Annotated in this window: 17 protein-coding genes; 11 read left to right on the top strand and 6 right to left on the bottom strand. The window is 61.3% G+C overall.

Annotation, left to right across the window (positions count from 1 at the left end):
• The first annotated feature begins 42 nt into the window (after positions 1–42).
• Positions 43–267 carry a DUF1127 domain-containing protein gene (locus A7K61_RS16610; protein WP_069557953.1) on the top strand — a complete coding sequence of 75 codons (225 nt, stop codon included), beginning with the start codon at positions 43–45 and terminating at the stop codon, positions 265–267.
• On the opposite strand, the gene A7K61_RS16605 is transcribed toward A7K61_RS16610, so the two are convergent.
• Positions 268–1,560, bottom strand: coding sequence for an FAD-binding oxidoreductase (locus A7K61_RS16605; protein WP_069557952.1), 1,293 nt, complete (start codon positions 1,558–1,560; stop codon positions 268–270).
• Positions 1,561–1,675: 115 nt separating this feature from the next.
• Between A7K61_RS16605 and A7K61_RS16600 the strand changes: the two genes are divergently transcribed.
• Positions 1,676–2,029, top strand: a complete 354-nt coding sequence (locus A7K61_RS16600) for a YkgJ family cysteine cluster protein (protein ID WP_003195461.1) — start codon at positions 1,676–1,678, stop codon at positions 2,027–2,029.
• 132 nt (positions 2,030–2,161) lie between these two features.
• Here A7K61_RS16600 and A7K61_RS16595 read toward each other — a convergent pair whose 3' ends face one another.
• Positions 2,162–2,650 (bottom strand): Lrp/AsnC ligand binding domain-containing protein, encoded by a 489-nt coding sequence (locus A7K61_RS16595; protein ID WP_003176896.1) that lies wholly within the window; start codon positions 2,648–2,650, stop codon positions 2,162–2,164.
• Between the two features lie 156 nt (positions 2,651–2,806).
• Between A7K61_RS16595 and dadA the strand changes: the two genes are divergently transcribed.
• The 6 genes from dadA (at position 2,807) to A7K61_RS16565 (ending at position 8,903) form a co-directional block, all read left to right on the top strand.
• Positions 2,807–4,108, top strand: a complete 1,302-nt coding sequence (gene dadA, locus A7K61_RS16590) for a D-amino acid dehydrogenase (RefSeq protein ID WP_003195458.1) — start codon at positions 2,807–2,809, stop codon at positions 4,106–4,108.
• Positions 4,080–4,433 carry a RidA family protein gene (locus A7K61_RS16585; protein WP_044269829.1) on the top strand — a complete coding sequence of 118 codons (354 nt, stop codon included), beginning with the start codon at positions 4,080–4,082 and terminating at the stop codon, positions 4,431–4,433. The genes dadA and A7K61_RS16585 overlap by 29 nt, the downstream gene beginning before the upstream one ends.
• 77 nt (positions 4,434–4,510) lie before the next feature.
• Positions 4,511–5,584 (top strand): alanine racemase, encoded by a 1,074-nt coding sequence (gene alr / locus A7K61_RS16580; protein WP_032894547.1) that lies wholly within the window; start codon positions 4,511–4,513, stop codon positions 5,582–5,584.
• Between the two features lie 116 nt (positions 5,585–5,700).
• Positions 5,701–6,249: a cupin domain-containing protein gene (locus A7K61_RS16575; protein WP_044269825.1), complete on the top strand. Its 549-nt coding sequence runs from the start codon at positions 5,701–5,703 to the stop codon at positions 6,247–6,249.
• A 182-nt stretch (positions 6,250–6,431) separates the two neighbouring features.
• Complete coding sequence (locus tag A7K61_RS16570) at positions 6,432–6,842, top strand: cytochrome c5 family protein (protein ID WP_003195451.1); 411 nt, start codon at positions 6,432–6,434, stop codon at positions 6,840–6,842.
• A 138-nt stretch (positions 6,843–6,980) separates the two neighbouring features.
• Entirely contained in the window at positions 6,981–8,903 is a 1,923-nt protein-coding gene (locus A7K61_RS16565) for an acetyl-CoA hydrolase/transferase C-terminal domain-containing protein (RefSeq protein ID WP_069557951.1), read from the top strand.
• A gap of 132 nt (positions 8,904–9,035) precedes the next feature.
• Here A7K61_RS16565 and A7K61_RS16560 read toward each other — a convergent pair whose 3' ends face one another.
• Together A7K61_RS16560 and rep are read right to left on the bottom strand one after the other, a co-directional pair.
• Positions 9,036–9,608: a xanthine phosphoribosyltransferase gene (locus A7K61_RS16560; RefSeq protein WP_003195447.1), complete on the bottom strand. Its 573-nt coding sequence runs from the start codon at positions 9,606–9,608 to the stop codon at positions 9,036–9,038.
• 58 nt (positions 9,609–9,666) lie between these two features.
• On the bottom strand, positions 9,667–11,676 hold the full coding sequence (rep, locus tag A7K61_RS16555) for a DNA helicase Rep (RefSeq protein WP_003195444.1): 2,010 nt from the start codon (positions 11,674–11,676) through the stop codon (positions 9,667–9,669).
• Between the two features lie 267 nt (positions 11,677–11,943).
• On the opposite strand from rep, the gene A7K61_RS16550 reads away from it, so the two are divergent.
• A complete protein-coding gene (locus A7K61_RS16550) occupies positions 11,944–13,608 on the top strand; it encodes a bifunctional diguanylate cyclase/phosphodiesterase (protein ID WP_020302860.1) in 1,665 nt (554 codons plus the stop codon).
• Positions 13,609–14,173: 565 nt separating this feature from the next.
• On the opposite strand, the gene A7K61_RS16545 is transcribed toward A7K61_RS16550, so the two are convergent.
• On the bottom strand, positions 14,174–15,577 hold the full coding sequence (locus tag A7K61_RS16545) for a NorM family multidrug efflux MATE transporter (RefSeq protein WP_044269818.1): 1,404 nt from the start codon (positions 15,575–15,577) through the stop codon (positions 14,174–14,176).
• A gap of 152 nt (positions 15,578–15,729) precedes the next feature.
• Here A7K61_RS16545 and A7K61_RS16540 point away from each other — a divergent pair, with 152 nt between their 5' ends.
• Both A7K61_RS16540 and A7K61_RS16535 read left to right on the top strand, forming a co-directional pair.
• The gene (locus tag A7K61_RS16540; RefSeq protein WP_003195439.1) at positions 15,730–16,650 is read left to right on the top strand and encodes a LysR substrate-binding domain-containing protein; all 921 of its coding nucleotides are present in this window, start codon (positions 15,730–15,732) and stop codon (positions 16,648–16,650) included.
• 176 nt (positions 16,651–16,826) lie between these two features.
• On the top strand, positions 16,827–18,803 hold the full coding sequence (locus A7K61_RS16535) for a methyl-accepting chemotaxis protein (RefSeq protein ID WP_069557950.1): 1,977 nt from the start codon (positions 16,827–16,829) through the stop codon (positions 18,801–18,803).
• A gap of 122 nt (positions 18,804–18,925) precedes the next feature.
• On the opposite strand, the gene A7K61_RS16530 is transcribed toward A7K61_RS16535, so the two are convergent.
• Positions 18,926–20,422: a YifB family Mg chelatase-like AAA ATPase gene (locus A7K61_RS16530; RefSeq protein WP_069557949.1), complete on the bottom strand. Its 1,497-nt coding sequence runs from the start codon at positions 20,420–20,422 to the stop codon at positions 18,926–18,928.
• Between the last annotated feature and the right edge of the window lie 233 nt (positions 20,423–20,655).

Here is a 20,655-nt window from a genome sequence, read left to right as displayed (position 1 = left end):
ATGCTGGTCACTCAAGGCAACAGGCCAATGAGGGGCAGTCAAATGAGCGGCATGAGCGATGTACGGCTGGCGTTACGCAGTCAGGAACTGGAAATGGCGCAGGAACAGGTGATCACTGCCCCTGCGCCTGGCCGCTGGAGTCTGTTCTGGCGCCGTCGCCATACGCGCAAGGCCCTGCTGGACCTGAGCCGCGAGCAGTTACGCGACATCGGGCTGACCGCCGAGCAGGCGCGCCGTGAGGGTTTGAAACCCTTCTGGCGCGATTGATCAGAGCAGTTCTTTGAGACGGTGCCAGAGCATCCCCAGGGCCAGCAGCGGCGAACGCAGGTGTTTGCCGCCGGGAAAGGTGATATGAGGCACTTGGGCGAACAGATCGAAGCGCCCCTGTTGCTCGCCGCTGATGGCCTCGGCCAACAGCTTGCCCGCCAGGTGCGTGGCGTTGAGGCCATGGCCGGCATAGGCCTGGGCGTAATACACGTTGGGTTGATCGGCCAGGCGGCCAATTTGCGGCAGGCGGTTGGCGCCGATGCCGATCATGCCGCCCCATTGGTAGTCGATCTTCACGTCAGCCAATTGGGGGAATACCTGCAGCATCTTCGGCCGCATGTAGGCGCCGATGTCCTTGGGGTCTCGACCGGAGTAGTGGCAGGCGCCGCCGAACAACAGGCGACGGTCGGCGGACAGGCGGAAGTAATCCACCGTCACGCGCTGGTCACACACGGCCATGTTCTGCGGTAACAGGCTGATGGCTTGCGCTTGGCTCAAGGGCTCGGTGGCAATGATGTAGCTGCCGGCGGGCAGCACCTTGCCGCTCAGTTGCGGGTTGAGCCCGTTCAGGTAGGCGTTGCACGCCAGTACCAGGGTTTTGGCGCGCACAGTGCCTTGGGCGGTATGCACCTTGACCTCAGGGCCATAGTCGATGCGGGTCACTTGGGATTGCTCGTACAGCGCCACGCCCAACTGCTGGGCAGCGGCGGCCTCACCCAGTGCCAGGTTCAGCGGGTGCAGGTGGCCGGAACCCATGTCGATCATGCCGCCTACATAGCGATCAGAGCCGATTACCGTGCCCATCTCGCTGGCTTGCAACAGGCGCACGTCGTGGCGGTAACCCAGGCTGCGAAGCTCTTCGGCATCCTCGGCCAAGCCCTGCAGGTCGCGGGGTTTGTTGGCCAGGTCGCAGTAGCCCCAGGTCAGGTCGCAGGGGATCTGGAAGCGCTCGACACGCTCGCGCACGATCTCCACGGCTTCCAGGCCCATCAGCTTCATCTGGCGCACGCCGTCGCTGCCGATCACCTGGGTGAACTGATCCAGCCCGTGGCCGACACCGCGAATCAACTGGCCGCCATTGCGCCCGCTGGCGCCCCAGCCGATCTTGCGCGCCTCCAGCAACACCACGCGAAAGCCGCGCTCGGCCAATTCCAGGGCGGTGTTGAGCCCGGAGAACCCCCCGCCGATCACACAGACATCGGCGTTCACCTCACCCGTCAGCGTCGGGTAATCCGGTTGCGGCACGCTGCTGGCAGCGTAGTAGGAAGCGGTGTGCCGGGCGCTGGCGGTCATGGGGAACCTCCCTGTCTGGAAAATTTGACGCAGGATACAGTGGTCGCACGACGCTGTCTGCGCGGGGCGTTTTGCGTCAGAATCCACGTCTATTCGCCGTTCGGTATGGGTTTCGATGAGTTGCAACAGTCAGAAAATCAGCGCGCTGCGTCGCCAGATTCCTTCGTTTGAGTGCGTCCCGGGTTGCCACGACTGCTGTGGGCCGGTGACCACCTCGCCCGAGGAAATGTCGCGCCTGCCGCGCAAGACCGCCGCCGAGCAAGAGGCGGCGATGGACGAGCTGAACTGCGTGCACCTGGGGCCCAAGGGCTGCACGGTGTATGACGAGCGGCCGCTGATCTGTCGCCTGTTCGGCACCACCAAGACCTTGCCGTGCCCTAATGGCCGCCGGCCGGTGGAGCTGATTCATCCGCGGGTGGAGAAGCAGATTCACGAGTACATGGCGAGCACCCGGCAGGTGCTGGTCTAGCGGATGTACTCGGTTAAAACTGTGGGAGCTGGCTTGCCTGCGATAGCGGTGGGTCAGCTAGCACCTATGCCTCTGAACCGACGCTATCGCAGGCAAGCCAGCTCCCACATTTGACCGTGTTGTGTCAGTGGGTCAGTCCGGAATCGGCAGGTTCAGGCTCTCTTTCACCTCTTCCATCACGATATAGCTCTTGGATTCGCGCACATGAGGGAGCTTGAGCAGGATATCGCCCAGCAATTTGCGGTACGACGCCATCTCGGAAATGCGCGCTTTCACCAGGTAGTCGAAATCCCCCGACACCAGGTGGCACTCAAGCACATGGGGTAGTTTCAGCACCGCGCGACGAAATTCTTCAAAGGTGTCACCCGACTTGTAATCCAGGCTGATCTCGACAAATACCAGCAAACTTCCCTTCAAATGCTGGGGATTGAGCCGTGCGTTGTAGCCCATGATGATCCCTTCGCGCTCCAGGCGCCGCACGCGCTCGGTGCAGGGCGTGGTGGACAGTCCGACCTTTTCCCCCAGCTCCGTGAACGAGATACGCCCGTCGGTTTGCAGGATGCGCAGGATATTGCGGTCGATCTTGTCCAGCTCCCGCTTGGTCTGGGTGTTGGTACGCATAGGGGATACGCCTCTGTCAAAAGGGTTTTTGCCAAGAATTGTCGCCAAATATAGGCATTTATATAGTGAAATGCACTGCCGATTGTTTTTTACACTGCGCCCATCATTGCTCGAATAACACACGTCAGCGGCCAAGCCCGCGATGAGGATATAAAAATGCGCGTTCTGGTCTTGGGTAGCGGCGTCATTGGGGTGACCAGTGCCTACTATTTGGCGCGGGCCGGCTTCGACGTTGTGGTGGTTGATCGTCAGCCTGCCGCTGCCATGGAAACCAGTTTCGCCAACGCCGGCCAGGTGTCCCCTGGCTACGCCTCGCCATGGGCCGCGCCGGGTGTGCCGCTCAAGGCCATCAAATGGCTGCTTCAGCGCCACGCGCCGCTGGCGATCAAGGCCACTGCCGATATCGATCAATACTTGTGGATGGCGCAGATGCTGCGCAACTGCACGGCCAGCCGCTATGCGGTGAACAAGGAGCGCATGGTGCGCCTGTCCGAGTACAGCCGCGACTGCCTCGACGAACTGCGCGCCGAGACCGGCATTGCCTACGAAGGCCGCAGCCTCGGGACCACCCAATTGTTCCGCACCCAGGCCCAGCTCGATGGCGCCGCCAAGGACATCGCCGTGCTGAAAGAGTCCGGTGTGCCGTTCGAATTGCTCGACCGTGCCGGCATTGCGCGGGTTGAACCGGCGCTGGCCAGCGTCACCGATATCCTCGCCGGGGCCCTGCGCCTGCCCAACGATCAGACGGGCGATTGCCAGATGTTCACCACGCGCCTGGTCGACATGTGCAAACAATTGGGCGTGGAATTCCGCTTCGAACAAGACATCCAGCGCCTGGACTACGCAGGCGACCGCATCAACGGTGTGCTGATCGACGGCAAGCTGGAAACCGCCGACCGCTATGTCCTGGCCCTCGGCAGTTACTCGCCCAAGCTGCTCAAGCCACTCGGGATCAAGGCGCCGGTGTACCCGCTCAAGGGTTATTCGCTGACTGTGCCGATCACCAACCCGGCAATGGCGCCGACCTCGACCATTCTCGATGAGACCTACAAAGTCGCGATCACCCGTTTCGACAACCGCATTCGCGTCGGTGGCATGGCTGAAATAGCCGGTTTTGACCTGTCGCTGAACCCGCGGCGACGCGAAACCCTGGAGATGATCGTCAACGACCTTTATCCTCAGGGCGGCGATCTGGCCCAAGCCAGTTTCTGGACCGGCCTGCGCCCGACCACCCCGGACGGCACGCCGATTGTGGGTGCCACGCCGTTCAAGAACCTGTTCCTGAACACAGGCCACGGTACCCTCGGTTGGACCATGGCTTGTGGTTCCGGTCGCTTGCTGGCCGACCTGATGGCGAAAAAAACGCCGCAGATCAGCGCCGCAGGCCTCGATATTTCCCGTTATGGCAACCACCAGGAGTCCGCACAACATGTCAATCCAGCGCCAGCTCACCAATGAGCGCATGAGCCAGATCGTTGTCCACAGCGGTACCGTGTATCTGGCAGGGCAAGTCGGCGACGATATGAGCGCCGGGATTGAACAACAGACCGGTGAAACCCTGGCCAATATCGAGCGCTTGCTGGACCTTGCCGGTACCGACAAGACCAAGTTGCTGTCGGTGACGATCTATCTGAAGGATATTGACGCCGACTTCGCCCTGATGAACGCGGTATGGGACAAATGGCTGCCCAAAGGCGTCGCCCCGGCCCGCGCCACCGTGCAAGCCAAGCTGTGCGAACCCGAGATTCTGGTAGAGCTGTCTGTCGTGGCTGCGCTGCCTTAACAACGATCCCTCTCCCGGTGCCGAGGTTGTTGGTCGGCACCGGTTTTTTTTACTTTGCTGCCTAGAAGCCTGCCGCCATGCGTCCAGCCCGTGCCCTGATCGACCTCCAAGCCCTGCGCCATAACTACCAACTGGCCCGAGAAGTCACCGGGGCCAAGGCCCTTGCCGTGATCAAGGCCGATGCCTACGGCCATGGTGCGGTGCCCGTGGCCCAGGCGCTGGAAGCCGAAGCTGACGGGTTTGCCGTGGCGTGCATCGAGGAAGCGCTGGAACTGCGAGCCGCCGGCATTCGTGCGCCGGTGTTGCTGCTGGAAGGTTTTTTCGAAGCCGACGAGTTGCCGCTGATCATCGAGCAGGATTTGTGGTGCGTGGTGCATTCGTTGTGGCAGTTGGAGGCCATCGAACAGGCGCGCCTGAGCAAACCGCTCACAGTGTGGCTGAAGCTGGATTCGGGCATGCACCGTGTGGGCCTGCACCCCAAGGATTACCAGGAGGCCTATCAGCGCCTGCTGGCCAGCGGCAAAGTGGCGAAAATTGTGTTGATGAGCCATTTTGCCCGCGCCGATGAGCTCGATTGCGTCAGCAGCAACGAACAAGTAACGGTCTTCGAGGCGGCGCGTCAGGGGCTGGCGGCTGAAGTCAGCCTGCGCAACTCACCCTCTGTATTGGGCTGGCCGAGCGTGTCCAGTGACTGGGTGCGCCCCGGCATCATGCTGTACGGCGCAACGCCCTTTGGCGAAGACCAGGCACTCGCCGCGCGCTTGCAGCCGGTGATGACCCTGGAGTCCAAAGTGATCTGCGTGCGCGAATTGCCAGCCGGTGAGCCGGTGGGCTACGGCGCCAGGTTCGTCACGCCCAAGCCGATGCGCGTCGGTGTGGTTGCCATGGGCTATGCCGATGGTTACCCGCGCCATGCGCCGACCGGCACACCGGTGCTGGTGGCTGGCCAGCGCAGCCGGTTGCTGGGGCGCGTGTCCATGGACATGCTGTGTGTCGACCTCACCGACTTGCCCCAAGCGGGCCTCGGTTCCACTGTGGAACTGTGGGGCAAGCACATCCTCGCCAGTGACGTTGCCGTCGCCGCCGAGACCATCCCCTATCAGATTTTTTGCAACCTGCGCCGAGTGCCAAGGCTCTATTGCGGCGCTTAGCCGCCGGCAACGAACCGAGCAGGCCGGGATTTAGGCCCAAGTGTTGTAAATACTGAACGCTGTCGCCATGATAACGCTCAATTACAACAAAGCCTGAATCCTAGGAGGCTCCTGCATTGGACGTCGGCGAACGACTGCAATCCATCCGTAAACTCAAAGGTCTTTCCCAGCGTGAGCTCGCCAAGCGTGCGGGTGTCACCAACAGCACCATTTCGATGATCGAGAAAAACAGCGTCAGCCCCTCGATCAGCTCCCTGCGCAAGGTGCTGGGCGGTATCCCCATGTCCATGGTCGAGTTCTTCTCCGAGGAAGTCCTCCAGGAAATACCGACGCAGATCGTCTATAAAGCCAATGAGCTGATCGACATCTCTGACGGTGCCGTCACCATGAAACTGGTGGGCCGGGCGCGCCCGAGCCGGGCCATCGCGTTTCTCACCGAGATCTACCCGCCAGGTGCCGACACGGGCGAAGAAATGCTCACCCATGAAGGCGAAGAAACCGGGATTCTGGTGGAAGGTCGCCTGGAATTGGTGGTCGGTCTTGAAACTTTTGTGCTCGAGGCGGGCGATAGCTACTACTTTGAAAGTACCAAGCCCCATCGTTTTCGCAATCCGTTCGACGTGCCGGCGCGACTAATCAGCGCAGCCACCCCCGCGAACTTTTAAGAATAGAGGCGCCCTGCCAGCGTTGCAGAGGTTCCCGCAGTTGTACACCGTGAGGCCGAATCTCCCTTTATTTAATAGGGTTGTTTCGGCCGAGCGGGCTAACCGTTATACTTTCGCCGCCTGCGAAACCGTGGCCGCAGGCGTGAATAGCCACCATTGAGGGTGAACGCGTGAACCTAATTATGAAAATGCTGGCTGCACCAGCAACCGTACTGGCCCTATGGGCTGTCAGCGCTCAAGCTGCGACCAACGACGACATTGCCAAGCGCCTGGAGCCTGTGGGCCAGGTTTGCGTCCAGGGCCAGGAATGCAAGGGCATGGAAGTCGCCGTGGCAGCGGGCGGCGGTGGCGCGAAAACCCCGGACGAGATCATCGCCAAGCACTGTAATGCCTGCCACAGCACGGGCTTGTTGGGTGCGCCGAAAATTGGCGACACCGCCGCATGGAAAGAACGCGCCGACCATCAAGGTGGCCTTGATGGCATCCTGGCCAAGGCCATCACCGGTATCAACGCCATGCCGCCTAAAGGCACCTGCGCTGATTGCTCGGATGACGACCTCAAGGGTGCGATCAAGAAGATGTCCGGGCTGTAATCGGCCGATCTTCGCCAAAAATGCCGCTTACGAGCGGCTTTTTTGTGCCTGCGATTTATGTATTGAGGCTGTTCATTGCAGCAAAGACCCGGCAAGCTCGGTCCAACTCCAATTCATGGAATGTTCGGGAGCAGTCGGATGGTGCAGTTGTGTTCAATCGAGCAAGCAGTTGACGACGTACTGGAGCGCCTGCCGGCGCATATCCACATGGGCATGCCCTTGGGCCTGGGCAAGCCCAATTTGTTCGTCAACGCGCTGTACCGGCGCATCGCCAAGTTGCCGGAGCGGGCGCTGACTATCTACACCGCGTTGAGCTTGGGTCGCCCGACGATGGGGGATGGCTTGCAGAAACGCTTTCTCGAACCCTTTATCGAACGGGTGTTTGGCGACTACCCCGAACTAGACTTTCTCGCCGACCTGCACAAGGGCAGCCTGCCGAAGAATATCCGTGTGCAGCAATTCTTCATGCAGCCTGGCAGCCTGCTCCACAGCGCCGCGGCGCAGCAGGATTACGTCAGCAGCAACTACAGCCATGCGGCGCGCGACATCAATGCCGCCGGCCTGAACCTGGTGGCGCAACTGGTTGCCAGTAGCAGCGAGCATCCCGACCGCCTGAGCCTGAGCTGCAACCCGGATATCACCCTCGACCTGATGCCCATGATCGCCAAGCGCCGCGCGGCCGGGGAGACCATTCTGGTCGTTGGCCAGGTCCATAGCGACTTGCCCTACATGCCCGGTGATGCCGAGCTGGGCATGGATGAGTTCGACTACCTGCTGGATGAAAAAGACAGCACCACGTTGTTCTCCACGCCGAATATGCCGGTGGGCTTTCAAGACCATTTTATCGGCCTGCATGCCAGTACCCTGGTGCGTGATGGCGGTACGTTGCAGATTGGTATCGGCTCCATGGGCGATGCGCTGACCGCTGCCTTGCTGGCGCGCCAAGCCGACAACGAGGCCTATCGCCTGTTGCTCACCGACCTGGATGTGTACCAGTGGGCGCCGTTGATCAGCCGCGAAGGCGGTGTCGAGCCGTTTGCCCGTGGCCTTTACGGTTGCAGCGAGATGTTCGTCAACGGCCTGCTGGTATTGGCCGATGCCGGTATTGTGCGGCGCAAGGTCTACCCGGATGTGGCGACCCAGACGCAGGCCAACGCGGGCGCCCTGGACGACGCCGCGCAACCCGACGGCGTGGCGATCCATGGCGGTTTCTTCCTGGGGCCGCGCAGTTTTTACCAGCGCCTGCAGGAAATGACCCACGCCAAGCGCCAGGCATTCAACATGACCCGCATCAGCTACATCAACGAGCTGTACGGCCAGGAAGAACTCAAGCGCTTGCAGCGCCTGGATGCGCGGTTTATCAACAGCGCCATCATGGTCACCTTGCTCGGCGCGGGCGTGGCCGATCAGTTGGAAGACGGTCGCGTGCTCAGCGGTGTGGGTGGGCAGTACAATTTCGTAGCCCAGGGGCATGCACTGGAAGGCGCACGCTCAATCCTGATTTTGCGCAGCTGGCGTGAGTCGGCGGGAGAGGTCAGTTCCAATATTGTCTGGGAGTACGGGCACTGCACCATTCCCCGGCACCTGCGGGATATTGTCATTACCGAATACGGCATTGCCGACTTGCGCGGCCAGACGGATGCCAAGGTGATCGAAGCGCTGCTGAACATCACCGACTCCAGGTTCCAGCGCGACTTGATTGAACAGGCGCAAAAGGCCGGCAAATTGCCCAAGGATTTCCAACTGGATCCGCGTTTTGCCGACAACACGCCAGAGCGGCTTCAGGCGATTCAGGCCAAGCATCGTCGCCTGTTCCCGGAATACCCCTTGGGCAGCGACTTCACGGATGAGGAGCGGGATTTGTTGCGGGCGCTGAACTGGCTCAAGAGCAAATTCAAGCTCACCGAGATTCTGGAGTTGGGCAAGGCGGCACTCGACGCGCCGGAGCCGGAGGCCTTTCCCAAGCATTTGCAGCGCATGCGCTTGGATAAGCCGGAGGGCATCAAGGAAGACCTGTATCAACGCTTGCTGCTGGCGGGCTTGCAGGCCACCACGGATTAAAATCCAGCGCAAAACCAAGTGTGGGAGCGGGCTTGCTCGCGAAGGCGGTGGGTCAGTGATGAATATATCAACTGACACTGCGCATTCGCGAGCAAGCCCGCTCCCACATGTTTACCCATGTTCAGGCAGACGTTATTCGATAAAGGTCACGACACCACCGGCCAGCGACTTCACCCGCGCCAGTGACTCAACCCGATAACCTTGGGCGTCCAGCTCCGCCCGCCCACCCTGGAACGACTTCTCGATCACAATGCCCAAACCGGCGACGGTCGCGCCGGCCTGCTTGATGATTGAGATCAGTGCCTGGGACGCCTTGCCGTTGGCCAAAAAGTCATCGATCACCAGCACGCGGTCGCTGCTGGTCAGGTGGCGCGGGGAGATCGCCACGGTGCTTTCGGTTTTCTTGGTGAAGGAATACACCGTGGCCGACAGCAGGTTTTCCGTGAGGGTCAAGGATTGCTGCTTGCGGGCGAAGATCACCGGCACGCCCAGGTTCAGCCCGGTCATGATCGCCGGTGCAATGCCCGAGGCTTCGATGGTGACGATCTTGGTGATGCCCGAATCCTTGAACAGCGCGGCGAATTCGTCGCCGATCAGTTTCATCAGCGCCGGGTCGATCTGGTGGTTCAAAAAGGCGTCAACCTTGAGGACCTGATCGGAAAGCACGATGCCTTCTTCGCGAATTTTCTTGTGCAGTGCTTCCACGGAAAGCTTCCTCTAATGGCGCGTTGTGCGCCGAAAGTAGATTAAAAAGTAGTCGATTCTAGCGCTTTAGCATCGCGCGTATATCCGCCAAGGCAGTGTTGCCGCGAACGGCCTTCACCTCGGTGGGGGTGTCGTCATTGCCTTCCCAGGCCAGGTCGTCCGGCGGCAGTTCATCCAGGAACCGGCTGGGGGCACAATCGATGATTTCACCGTATTGCTTGCGCTTGGCGGCAAAGGTGAAGGCCAGGGTCTGACGTGCGCGGGTAATGCCCACGTAGGCCAGGCGGCGTTCTTCTTCGATAGTGTCGGCTTCGATACTGGAGCGGTGCGGAAGGATTTCCTCTTCCATGCCCATGATGAACACGTAGGGGAATTCCAGGCCCTTGGACGCATGCAAGGTCATCATCTGCACGCCTTCGGCGCCGTCTTCCTCTTCTTGCTGGCGCTCGAGCATGTCGCGCAACACCAGCTTGCCGATGGCGTCCTCGACGGTCATTTCGCCGTCTTCGTCTTTTTCCAGGGTGTTCTTCAGTGCCTCGATCAGGAACCAGACGTTGCCCATGCGGTAATCCGCGGCCTTGTCGCTGGAGCTGTTGGTGCGCAGCCAGTTTTCATAGTCGATGTCCATGACCATGCTGCGCAGGGCGCTGATCGGGTCTTCGCCGGCGCACTGTTCGCGCACCTTGTCCATGAAGCGCTTGAAGCGTGACAGGCGATCGGTGAAGCGCGTGTCCAGGTGTTCGCCCAGGCCGATTTCGTCGGTGGCGGCGTACATCGAGATCTTGCGTTCGGTGGCGTAGTTGCCGAGCTTTTCCAGGGTGGTGGAGCCGATTTCCCGGCGCGGCACGTTGATCACGCGCAGGAAGGCGTTGTCGTCGTCCGGGTTCACGATCAACCGGAAGTAGGCCATCAGGTCTTTGACTTCCTGGCGTCCGAAAAAGCTGTTGCCGCCTGAAAGGCGATACGGCACCTGGTGGTGCTGCAATTTCAGCTCGATCAGCTTGGCCTGGTAGTTGCCGCGATACAGGATCGCAAAGTCGCTGTAGGGCCTGTCGGTGCGCAAGTGCAGGCTGAGGATTTCCACGGCCACGCGCTCGGCTTCGGCGTCTTCGTTGCGGCAGCGGATCACACGGATCTCGTCGCCATGGCCCATCTCGCTCCACAGTTGTTTTTCAAACTCGTGGGGGTTGTTGGAGATCAGCACGTTGGCGCAGCGCAGGATGCGGCTGGTGGAGCGGTAGTTCTGCTCCAGCATCACCACTTTCAAGGAGGGGTAGTCTTCCTTGAGCAGCATCAGGTTTTCCGGGCGGGCGCCGCGCCAGGCGTAGATCGACTGGTCGTCGTCGCCTACCACGGTGAACTGGTTGCGCGTGCCGATCAGCAACTTCACCAGCAGGTATTGGCTGGCGTTGGTGTCCTGGTATTCGTCCACCAGCAGGTAGCGCACCTTGTTTTGCCACTTCTCCAGGATGTCCTTGTGCTCCTGGAATAGCTTGACCGGTAGCAGGATCAGGTCGTCGAAGTCCACCGCGTTGAACGCCTTGAGCGTGCGCTGGTAGTGGGTGTAGACGATGGCGGCGGTCTGTTCCTTGGGGTTGCGTGCGGCTTCCAGGGCTTCGGCGGGCAGGATCAGGTCGTTTTTCCAGGCGCCGATCATGTTCTTGATCTCGTCGACGCCGTCGTCGCCCGCGTATTCCTTCTGCATGATGTCGGTCATCAAGGCCTTGACGTCGGTCTCGTCGAAGATCGAGAAGCCCGGCTTATAGCCCAGCCGCACATGCTCCTTGCGGATGATGTTCAGGCCCAGGTTGTGGAAGGTACACACGGTGAGGCCACGGCCTTCGCCACCCTTGAGCAGGGTGCCGACGCGCTCTTTCATTTCCCGCGCCGCCTTGTTGGTGAAGGTCATGGCGACGATGTACTGGGCGCGGATGCCGCAGTTCTGGATCAAGTGCGCGATCTTGCGGGTGATCACGCTGGTCTTGCCGGAGCCTGCACCGGCGAGCACCAATAGAGGGCCGCCGACGTAGTTCACGGCTTCTTGCTGCCGGGGATTGAGTCGGGACATACGGAATTTTTAGGGGTCGTTGTTCAAAAGGGCGGGCATTTTAACAGGCTGGAAAGATTCTGCTGCCATAGAACGACGGTGTGACGTACCACTCGATCTAAATTTGCCGGTTTTGCTACTTTGCCGCAGGATGTTAAGGATTATTCGAGACTAATATTTACAGTCTACGTGTTTGATAACACCTATCATTTGTCATCCTTTGTCATTGTCAGGCCGCACGTCATAATGGCACCGCTAATGAAATTTTGCAGAGTCTAGGGAGTTAGCGTGTCTACGCCTGTCGAACCCTTGCGTTTGCTGCTGCTGGCCGATGAGCCCGAGTGGGCGGCGTTGTTGCGCGAGTGCCTGGCGCCGATGGGCGAAGGGGCTGTGCTGATCAGTGCGCCCAACTGGGACTCGGTGAGCCGCCTGTTCGATGACGACCAGGGTGCTGTGTTATTGACCACGCCCAGCCTGCAGCCCGGCCCCGGCCGGTGCAGCCTGCCGTGTGTATTGCTGCTGGAGCAGGAGCCACTGGTGTCGCCGCTGGGTGTCAGCGATTGGTTGGTGCTGGAGGCATTGGACGCCGACACATTGCGCCGCTGTCTGCGGCATGTGCGCGAGCGCGGCGTGCTGGAGAACACCTTGCAGCGCCTGGCCGAGCAGGACCCGCTCACCGGTATTGCCAACCGCCAGGGCTTCCAGACCCTGCTGGCCGCGCGCTTGGCGGACAACGACGGCCGTGGCCTGGCCCTCGGTCATCTGGACCTGGACAATTTTCGTCACGCCAACGATGCCCTCGGTCATCAGGCGGGCGACCGGTTGATCCTGCAAGTGGTGTCGCGGCTCAAGAGCCAGCTCGAAGCCGGGGACCAACTGGCGCGCCTGGGCAGCGATGAGTTTGCCTTGTTGATTGATACCCGCCGGGCGCCCCAGCGCGCCGAATGGATGGCCGAGCGCATCACTGAAGTGATGGCCGAACCCTATTGGGTAGATGGCGAAAGCCTGTTGATCGGTTGCAGCCTGGGCATGGCCCATGCGCGCGCCCGTGCTGGCGCCGACCCGTTGATGTGGCACGCCCATATCGCCATGCAGCAGGCCAAAAGCACCCAGGGCTGTACCTTTCATATCTTCAATGAACGCATCAACCGCAACGCCCGCAGCCTTGCCGACCTGGAAAGCGAACTGCGCCGGGCCTTGCGTCGTGATGAGTTGGAGCTGCATTACCAGCCGCGCCTGGACCTGGACGACGGCCATATCGTTGGCCTCGAAGCCCTGGTGCGCTGGCGCCACGGCGAGCGTGGCTTGTTGCCGCCCAGCGAATTCGTGCCGCTGGCTGAACAGAGTGGCCTGATCGTGCCATTGGGTTACTGGGTGATCTCCCGCGCCCTGCGCGACATGCAAGACCTGCGTGAACGCGGCCTGCCGCCACTGCACATGGCGGTCAACCTGTCGTTTCGCCAGTTTCAGGACAGCCAGTTGCTGTCCACCCTCAGCCGCCTGATTGCCGAGCGCGGCGTGGAAGCGCAATGGCTGGAGTTCGAACTGACCGAAACCGCCGTGATGCGCCGCAGCGACCTGGTCAAACAGACCATGGATGCCCTTGGCCGGTTGGGTGTGCGGTTTTCCCTGGATGACTTCGGCACCGGTTTTTCATCGTTTGTGCACCTCAACAGCCTGCCGATTGCCTTGTTGAAGATTGACAAGAGTTTTGTCGGCGGCATGGAAGAACGCGAAGAAAACCGCAAGCTGGTGCACGCCATGATCAACCTGGCCCACAACCTCAACCTGGAAGTGGTGGCCGAAGGCGTGGAAACCCCCGAGCAGCTTGAGCTTTTGCGCTTGTTTGGGTGCGACCAGGTCCAGGGTTACCTGATCAGCAAGCCGTTGCCCTTGCCAGAACTGGTGGAATACCTGCTGTTCGGGCAAAGCCAGCAGGCGCTGTTGGGTTAAGCCTTTAAAGTGGTTCAAATGTGGGAGCGGGCTTGCCTGCGATAGCGGCCTGGCAGCCGACGCCTATCTACCTGACACTCCAACGATCCCACTGTGGGAGCGGGCTTGCTCGCGAAGGCGGCCTGGCAGGCGACACAGTTGGATTGGGTATATATCCATTGCTGCGGTAACGGCTACTTAGGGTTCCGCCCTGACGGCGGCTCACTTTCGAAAAGCGCGAAAGTAAGCAAAGCGCTCTTGCCCCACCACTCGGCACCTCGCTTGGGCTCGGTGTGCCCGAACACAGGCTTGAATTCGTGGGCCGCCGCCACGCGCCATCCATGGCGCGGGGCGGCTAACCCGGCGTCCTGCCGGGTTACCCACGAATTCAAGCCTGCGTTCGGCCAGCGTGGTTTAACGGGGCGCCTGAGATCAAAAGCAGATCAAGAGCGACTCGCTTCGCATCGTGGTTACCGTCTGCTGTTACAACCCACAAAGTTGTGTAGATCCTGTGCTGCGATGGCGGTGTTGGATTCACTACCGCTATCGCAGGCAAGCCAGCTCCCACATGGACCGCGTGCATTCGCTAGTCAGGCAGTGCCGCTTGGAATCCAACAGGAGCATCCGGCTCCTGCCGAATCATCCGTTTCATCTTCGCCTCAAACGCCCAGGTCAGGCTCACCGCCGCACACGCCAGGCCCAGTGCCAGGCCCCACCAGACGCCGGTTGGCCCCCAGCCCAGGGTGAACGCCATCAACCAGGCCGACGGTGCACCAATCAGCCAATAGCAACCCAACCCCACCAGGAAGGTGGTCTTGGCGTCCTTCAAGCCACGGATACAACCCATGGCGATGGTTTGCACGCCGTCGAACAATTCGAACCAGGCGGCGACGGCCAGCAGGCTTACCGCCAGGACGATGACGTCATGGAATGCCGGGTCGTCATGGTCGAGGAACAGTCCGATCAGCGGGTCGGAAAACAGCCACAGCACCGCGGCAAATCCCAACATCACCATGGCGCCGAACCCTATGCCGACCCGCCCGGCCAAGCGTGCTTGCAGCAACTGCCCGGCGCCGTAGTGCTGACCGATGCGCATGGTCACCGCGTACGACATCCCCGCCGGTACCATGAAGGCCACCGACACAATCTGCAGGGCGATCTGGTGCGACGCCAACTGTGTGCTGCCCATGGTGCCCATGCACAACGCCGCAAAGGCAAATAACCCGACCTCTACCGCATAGGTGCCGCCAATCGGCAGGCCCAGGCGCCACAGTTCGCGCAGGTAGTGGGTATTCAGACGCAGCAGGCCGGTGCCCAGCGGGTAAGCGGCGTAGGCGCGGTTGCTGCGGATGTACCACATCAATGCCAGCGCCATGCCATTGGCGACGATGGCGGTCACCAGGCCAATGCCCATCAGGCCCAGTTTCGGCAGGCCGAACATGCCTTCGATCAGCGCATGGTTGAGCAGGTAGTTGACCACGGTGCCGCATAGGCTGATCACCATCACCGGGGTGGCCTTGCCAATGGCGCTGGTAAAGCCGCGCAGGGCCATGAAGCTCAGGTAGCCGGGCAGGGCAAAGGGCAGGATCGTCAGGAATTGCCCGGCTGCCTGCACGTTGGTTTCGGTCTGGCCGAACATCAACAGCACCGGCTTCAAGTTCCATAGCAGCAGCGCCGCCGCCAGGGCCATCAACCACGCCAGCCACAGCCCGGCCTGGGTCAGGCGAGTGGCGCCGTCGATATCGCCGGCGCCATGGCGAATGGCGACGAGGGTGCCCACGGCTGCAATCACGCCGATGCAGAAGATCGCCACGAACGAATAGCTCGCCGCGCCCAGGCCTCCGCCGGCCAGGGCCTCGGGGCTCAGGCGCGCCATCATCAGGGTGTCGGTCAGCACCATCAGCATGTGCGCCAACTGTGAGGCAATCAACGGCCCCGATAGCCGCAGAATGGCCCAGAGTTCGGTACGTGCCGGATGTTGCATGATCATCACACTCGAATAGTCAGGACAGTGGGGAAGGGTTGATTCTCGGCGCATTCAGCGCATTGCACAAAAGGATAAAAGCGATCGTTTGCATGATTAAAACTCATACTTGAGCGATTCTGGTAGGGTTTCCAGATTGCGCAGTCGGAGCTTTCAGCATGTCCCGTCGTCTTCCTCCTCTTTACGCCTTGCGGGCATTTGAGGCCGCCTCCCGCCACCACTCGTTTACCCGTGCGGCTGAAGAATTGTCGATTACCCAAAGTGCTATCAGCCGGCATATCCGCACGCTCGAAGATTATTTCGCCTGCCGGTTGTTCCAGCGCAGCGGTCGCACGTTGCAGCTCACGGAAGCGGCGCGTTTGTTGCTGCCTGGCGTACGGGAAGGCTTCGCTGCCCTCGAGCGTGCTTGCCATACCTTGAATGCCGAAGATGACATCCTGCGCATGAAGGCGCCGTCCACCTTGACCATGCGCTGGCTGCTGGCGCGGCTGAGTCGCTTCCGCGCCTTGCAGCCAGGCAATGAGGTGCAGCTCACCAGTGCGTGGATGAGCATCGATGAAGTGGACTTCAACCAAGAACCGTTCGACTGCGCGGTGTTGCTCAGCAACGGGCACTTTCCGGCGGACTGGGAGGCCAGTTATCTGTTTGCGGAAATGCTCATCCCGGTGGGAGCGCCCAATCTGCTGGACGACGGTCCCTGGGACGTGACGCGGTTGGCAACCGCCGAACTGCTGCACCCGACCCCGGACCGCCGAGACTGGCGTTACTGGCTGCAGCGCATGGGGCTGTCGTCTCAGGTTTCACTCAAGGGTGGGCAGGTGTTCGACACGCTTGAGCTGGGCATGATCGCCGCCGCCCGAGGCTATGGCGTGTCCATGGGTGATTTGCTGATGGTGGCCGAAGATGTAGCACAGGGGCGCTTGAGCCTGCCTTGGCCGACGGCGGTCGCCAGCGGAGAAAGCTACTACCTGGTATGGCCGAAAACTCGTCCGGGTGGGGAGCGCTTGCGACGGCTGGCGGAATTTCTTCAGGGGGAAGTCAAGGCGATGGAATTGCCCCAGGTCGAACGCCTCGATTGAGTGGCGGCGAGTTGTTAGTGCAATCGTTTGCGGGATACCCCTGTGATTCGCTCAAGTATTGCCAGATGCCGCCGAAGAAGGGGGTTGGAACCATCGTGCATCAACGTTTCCCACTAGATAATTTGCCGAGCAGCGCTATGAGATCAGGATGATCCTGGCCTCGGCCAGGAGCTGTCATGTCTCAACCCCGTGCCCGGATTGCCTCCCAGTTAGGCCTCGCACTCGCCGTGATTCTCGCTGTCGTCATCAGTGGCAGTACGGTCTTTGCCTTGCGTACCCTCGACTCCGCCAACCTCGCCACCCGCGAGGAACACCTGGCCAGCGAGGCGCGCTTGCTCGCCGACCAACTCAACACCTTCCACAGCACCTTGCGCGAAAGCACCCAGCGTTTGAGCGGGCTGTTTGAAAAGCGCTTCGGTGCCGGCTTGAGTGTGCGTGCGGACCAGCCCGTGGCCGTGGCCGGCGTGCAGACGCCGAGCCTCTACCTGGGCAACGAGGTGCTGAACAACAACTTCGAAGAAGTGGATGAGTTCAAGCAGATGTCCGGTGGCGTGGCCACGGTGTTCGTGCGCAGCGGCGACGACTTTGTCCGCGTCAGCACCTCCCTGACCAAGCAGGATGGCAATCGCGCCATTGGCACCGTGCTTGACCGTCAGGGCGCGGCCTACCAGCGCGTTGTGAGCGGGCAGACCTACATCGGCCGTGCCGTGTTGTTCGACCGTTCCTACATGACCCAATACAGCCCCGTGCGTGACAGTAGTGGCCAGGTCATTGCCGTGCTGTTCATCGGTTTCGATTACACCGATGCCCAGAACGCCCAGTTTGAAAACCTCAAGCACTTCCGCATTGGCCAGACCGGCTCCCTCGCGCTGCTCGATGAGCAAAAGCACTGGCTGGTGCCGCCGGCTGGCGTGCAAGCGCCGGATCAGGCGGTTGCCGTGATGCTCGACCTGGCGAAAAAGCCGGGTGCAGGCCGTTTCTGGAGCGACAAGAACGAAGATTTCTATAGCGTCTCGGTGCCGTTCGAAGGCGGCCCTTGGGCGGTGGTAGCGAGCATGCCCAAGGCTGAGATTCGCGCCGTGACCTGGGAAGTCGGCATCCGCCTGGTGATCGGCAGCGTGTTGGCGATGTTGCTGGCAGTGGGCGCCACGGTGTGGCTGTTGCGCAGCAAGCTGGCGCCATTGAGCGAGCTGGTACGCCAGGCTCAGGCCCTGGGTGCGGGGGATTTGAGTGCGCGGCTCAATGTGTCCAGCCATGACGAAATCGGCCAGTTGGCGCGTAGTTTCAACCAGATGGGTGAGGCGCTGTCGACCATGGTGTCGCATATCCGTACCGCCGCCGAACAGGTCAACAGCCGCGCCCAGGCGCTGTCGGGCTTGTCCGGCGGTGCCTACGAAGGCATGGAGCAACAGTCCGGCGAGATCACCAGCATGGCCGGTGCGGTGGAAGAGTTCAGTGCTACTTCGCTGAACATTGCCGACAACATGGGCAACACCGAGCGCCTGGCTCAAGAGAATGCCCAGCAAACCCGTATCGGCCGTACCTCGATGCAAGAGGCTTCATCGTCCCTGGAACATATCGCCACCGCGCTGAACAGCACCGCTGCCGTGATCAACACCCTGGGCCAGCGTTCCCAGGAAATCGGCGGGATCGTCGGCGTAATTACCGCCATCGCTGAACAGACCAATCTGCTGGCGCTCAACGCCGCCATCGAAGCCGCCCGTGCCGGTGAGCAAGGCCGTGGTTTTGCCGTGGTCGCCGACGAAGTGCGCAACCTGGCTTCGCGCACCCGCCAGGCCACCGATGAAATTTCCGGCATGATCCAGAGCATCCAGCAGGAAACCGGCAACGCCATCAGCACCATGGAGCATGGTAATGCGCTGATGCAGGAAGGCCTGTCGCGCAACGCCGACGTGGCCTCGGCCCTGGCGCGTATCGACGAGCAAAGCCGCTCGGCCGGCCAGCAATTTGCTGCGATCACCACCGCCACCCAGGAGCAGAGCAGCACCGCGACCTTGCTCAGCGCCAACCTTCAGAGCATTGCGCTGGCCAACAGCGAGCAGCGCGAAGTGGTGTCGAACCTGGCGGTTACCGCCAAGGAACTGGAGACCTTGGCAGCAGGCTTGCGCCATGAGGTGGATCGGTTTCGCTGACGCACCGCCAAACAAATTGTGGGAGCGGGCTTGCTCGCGAATGCGGTAAATCAGTAGCAAATGGGTGACTGACACTCCGCATTCGCGAGCAAGCCCGCTCCCACATTGATATTGCGTAAGGCTCAAGTCACGGATGTGGGGCGGTACTGCAGGGCTTCCTTCAAATGGTCACGGGTGATGGCGTCCATCTGGTCCAGGTCCGCCAGGGTGCGCGCCACCTTCAGCAGTCGATGGGCCGCCCGCAGTGACAGTGTCAGTCGCTCGCAGGCGGTCTCCAGCCAACCCTCGTCGACCTTTGGCAGCTTGCAGTGCTGGCGCAGCCCCGGCAGGTCCAGAAAAGCATTGGCACACCCCTGGCGTCGCTGCTGACGCTCGCGTGCTTGCGCTACCCGCACCGAGGCATCGGCCGTGGTATCGCCCGCCTGTTGTGTGGGGCTCAGGGCAGTGGCCTCCCGCGCGACGGTCAGGTGCAAATCAATCCGGTCCAGCAACGGCCCGGAGAGCTTGTTGCGATAGCGCTGGATCTGCTCCGGTGTACACCGACAACGCCCGCTGGGCTCGCCCATGTAGCCGCAAGGGCAGGGGTTCATCGCCGCGACCAGTTGAAAGCGCGCCGGGAAACTCACACGGTCTCGGGCCCGGGAGATTACGATATGCCCCGACTCCAACGGCTCACGCAGCACCTCCAGCACCTTGCGATCGAACTCTGGCAGCTCATCCAGGAACAACACCCCGTGATGGGCCAGGGTGATTTCCCCCGGTTGTGGCTTCGAGCCGCCACCCACCAGCGCCGGCCCGGATGCCGAGTGGTGCGGCTGGCGAAACGGGCGGTTGGGCCAATGGCTCAGAGGGGCCAGGCTGACCACGGATTGGATTGCGGCCACCTCCAGCGCTTCCTGCTCGCTCAATGGCGGCAGCAAGCCCGGTAGCCGGCTGGCCAATAAGGTCTTGCCGGTACCCGGTGGCCCGCTGAACAGCAGGTTATGCGCGCCCGCCGCCGCGATCAGCAATGCGCGCTTGGCCGCGAGTTGGCCCTGTACTTCACTCAGGTCCGGGTAAGGCTTGTTCAAGTACAGCAAGCCGTCGGACCTATAGGGCTCAATCGGTACATGCCCATTCAAGTGCGCCACCACTTGCAGCAAGTGATCCACCGCAATCACCTTCAACCCCGACGCCAGGCACGCCTCCTCGGCATTGGCGCGCGGCACTATCACGGTGCGCCCGGCCTTGCGCGCTGCCAGCGCGGCCGGCAATACCCCTTTCACCGCACGCACCTCGCCGGACAACGCCAGTTCCCCAAGACACTCCACGTCATCGAGCGTCAAGGCCGGCACCTGCACACTGGCCGCCAGGATGCCCAGGGCAATCGCCAGATCAAAACGCCCGCCGTCCTTGGGCAGGTCGGCGGGCGCGAGGTTGAGTGTGATGCGGCGGGCCGGATATTGCAGCGCCGAATTGAGGATGGCACTGCGCACGCGGTCTTTGCTTTCCTTCACTGCGGTTTCGGGCAAGCCCACCAGGGTGAGAGACGGCAGGCCATTGGCCATATGCACTTCGACGGTGACGGCGGGGGCTTCTACACCGACCTGGGCGCGGCTGTGGACGATGGCGAGGGACATGCTCGTTCCTTGAATGGGAGGGCCGCTTCCTGCGGTTTTTTCAAGGGTAGACGAGGGGAGATGGAGCGGGGCGGGGGAGGTTTTACAGAACGTATCCGGGCGGCAATGCAAAACAAATGTGGGAGCGGGCTTGCCTGCGATGGCGGTGTGTCAGCAAAGAATCATCCGCTGATGCACCGCCATCGCAGCTTAGGTATCTACACAACTTTGTAGGCTGTCGCAGCAAGGTAACC

The organism is Pseudomonas sp. AP42 (genome assembly GCF_001728935.1).
Taxonomy (GTDB): Bacteria; Pseudomonadota; Gammaproteobacteria; order Pseudomonadales; family Pseudomonadaceae; genus Aquipseudomonas; species Aquipseudomonas lactis.
Note: the sequence above shows the minus strand (reverse complement) of the source record. Positions and strands in the feature narration are given on the sequence as shown.

Bases quoted from the DNA above. Each gene is read 5' to 3' on its own strand.
- A7K61_RS16605 (WP_069557952.1), bottom strand. From the start codon at position 1,560: ATGACCGCCAGCGCCCGGCACACCGCTTCCTACTACGCTGCCAGCAGC.
- A7K61_RS16565 (WP_069557951.1), top strand. From the start codon at position 6,981: ATGGTGCAGTTGTGTTCAATCGAGCAAGCAGTTGACGACGTACTGGAG.
- A7K61_RS16540 (WP_003195439.1), top strand. From the start codon at position 15,730: ATGTCCCGTCGTCTTCCTCCTCTTTACGCCTTGCGGGCATTTGAGGCC.
- dadA (WP_003195458.1), top strand. From the start codon at position 2,807: ATGCGCGTTCTGGTCTTGGGTAGCGGCGTCATTGGGGTGACCAGTGCC.
- rep (WP_003195444.1), bottom strand. From the start codon at position 11,676: ATGTCCCGACTCAATCCCCGGCAGCAAGAAGCCGTGAACTACGTCGGC.
- A7K61_RS16585 (WP_044269829.1), top strand. From the start codon at position 4,080: ATGTCAATCCAGCGCCAGCTCACCAATGAGCGCATGAGCCAGATCGTT.
- A7K61_RS16570 (WP_003195451.1), top strand. From the start codon at position 6,432: ATGAAAATGCTGGCTGCACCAGCAACCGTACTGGCCCTATGGGCTGTC.
- A7K61_RS16600 (WP_003195461.1), top strand. From the start codon at position 1,676: ATGAGTTGCAACAGTCAGAAAATCAGCGCGCTGCGTCGCCAGATTCCT.
- A7K61_RS16535 (WP_069557950.1), top strand. From the start codon at position 16,827: ATGTCTCAACCCCGTGCCCGGATTGCCTCCCAGTTAGGCCTCGCACTC.
- A7K61_RS16530 (WP_069557949.1), bottom strand. From the start codon at position 20,422: ATGTCCCTCGCCATCGTCCACAGCCGCGCCCAGGTCGGTGTAGAAGCC.
- A7K61_RS16595 (WP_003176896.1), bottom strand. From the start codon at position 2,650: ATGCGTACCAACACCCAGACCAAGCGGGAGCTGGACAAGATCGACCGC.
- A7K61_RS16545 (WP_044269818.1), bottom strand. From the start codon at position 15,577: ATGATCATGCAACATCCGGCACGTACCGAACTCTGGGCCATTCTGCGG.
- A7K61_RS16610 (WP_069557953.1), top strand. From the start codon at position 43: ATGAGCGGCATGAGCGATGTACGGCTGGCGTTACGCAGTCAGGAACTG.
- alr (WP_032894547.1), top strand. From the start codon at position 4,511: ATGCGTCCAGCCCGTGCCCTGATCGACCTCCAAGCCCTGCGCCATAAC.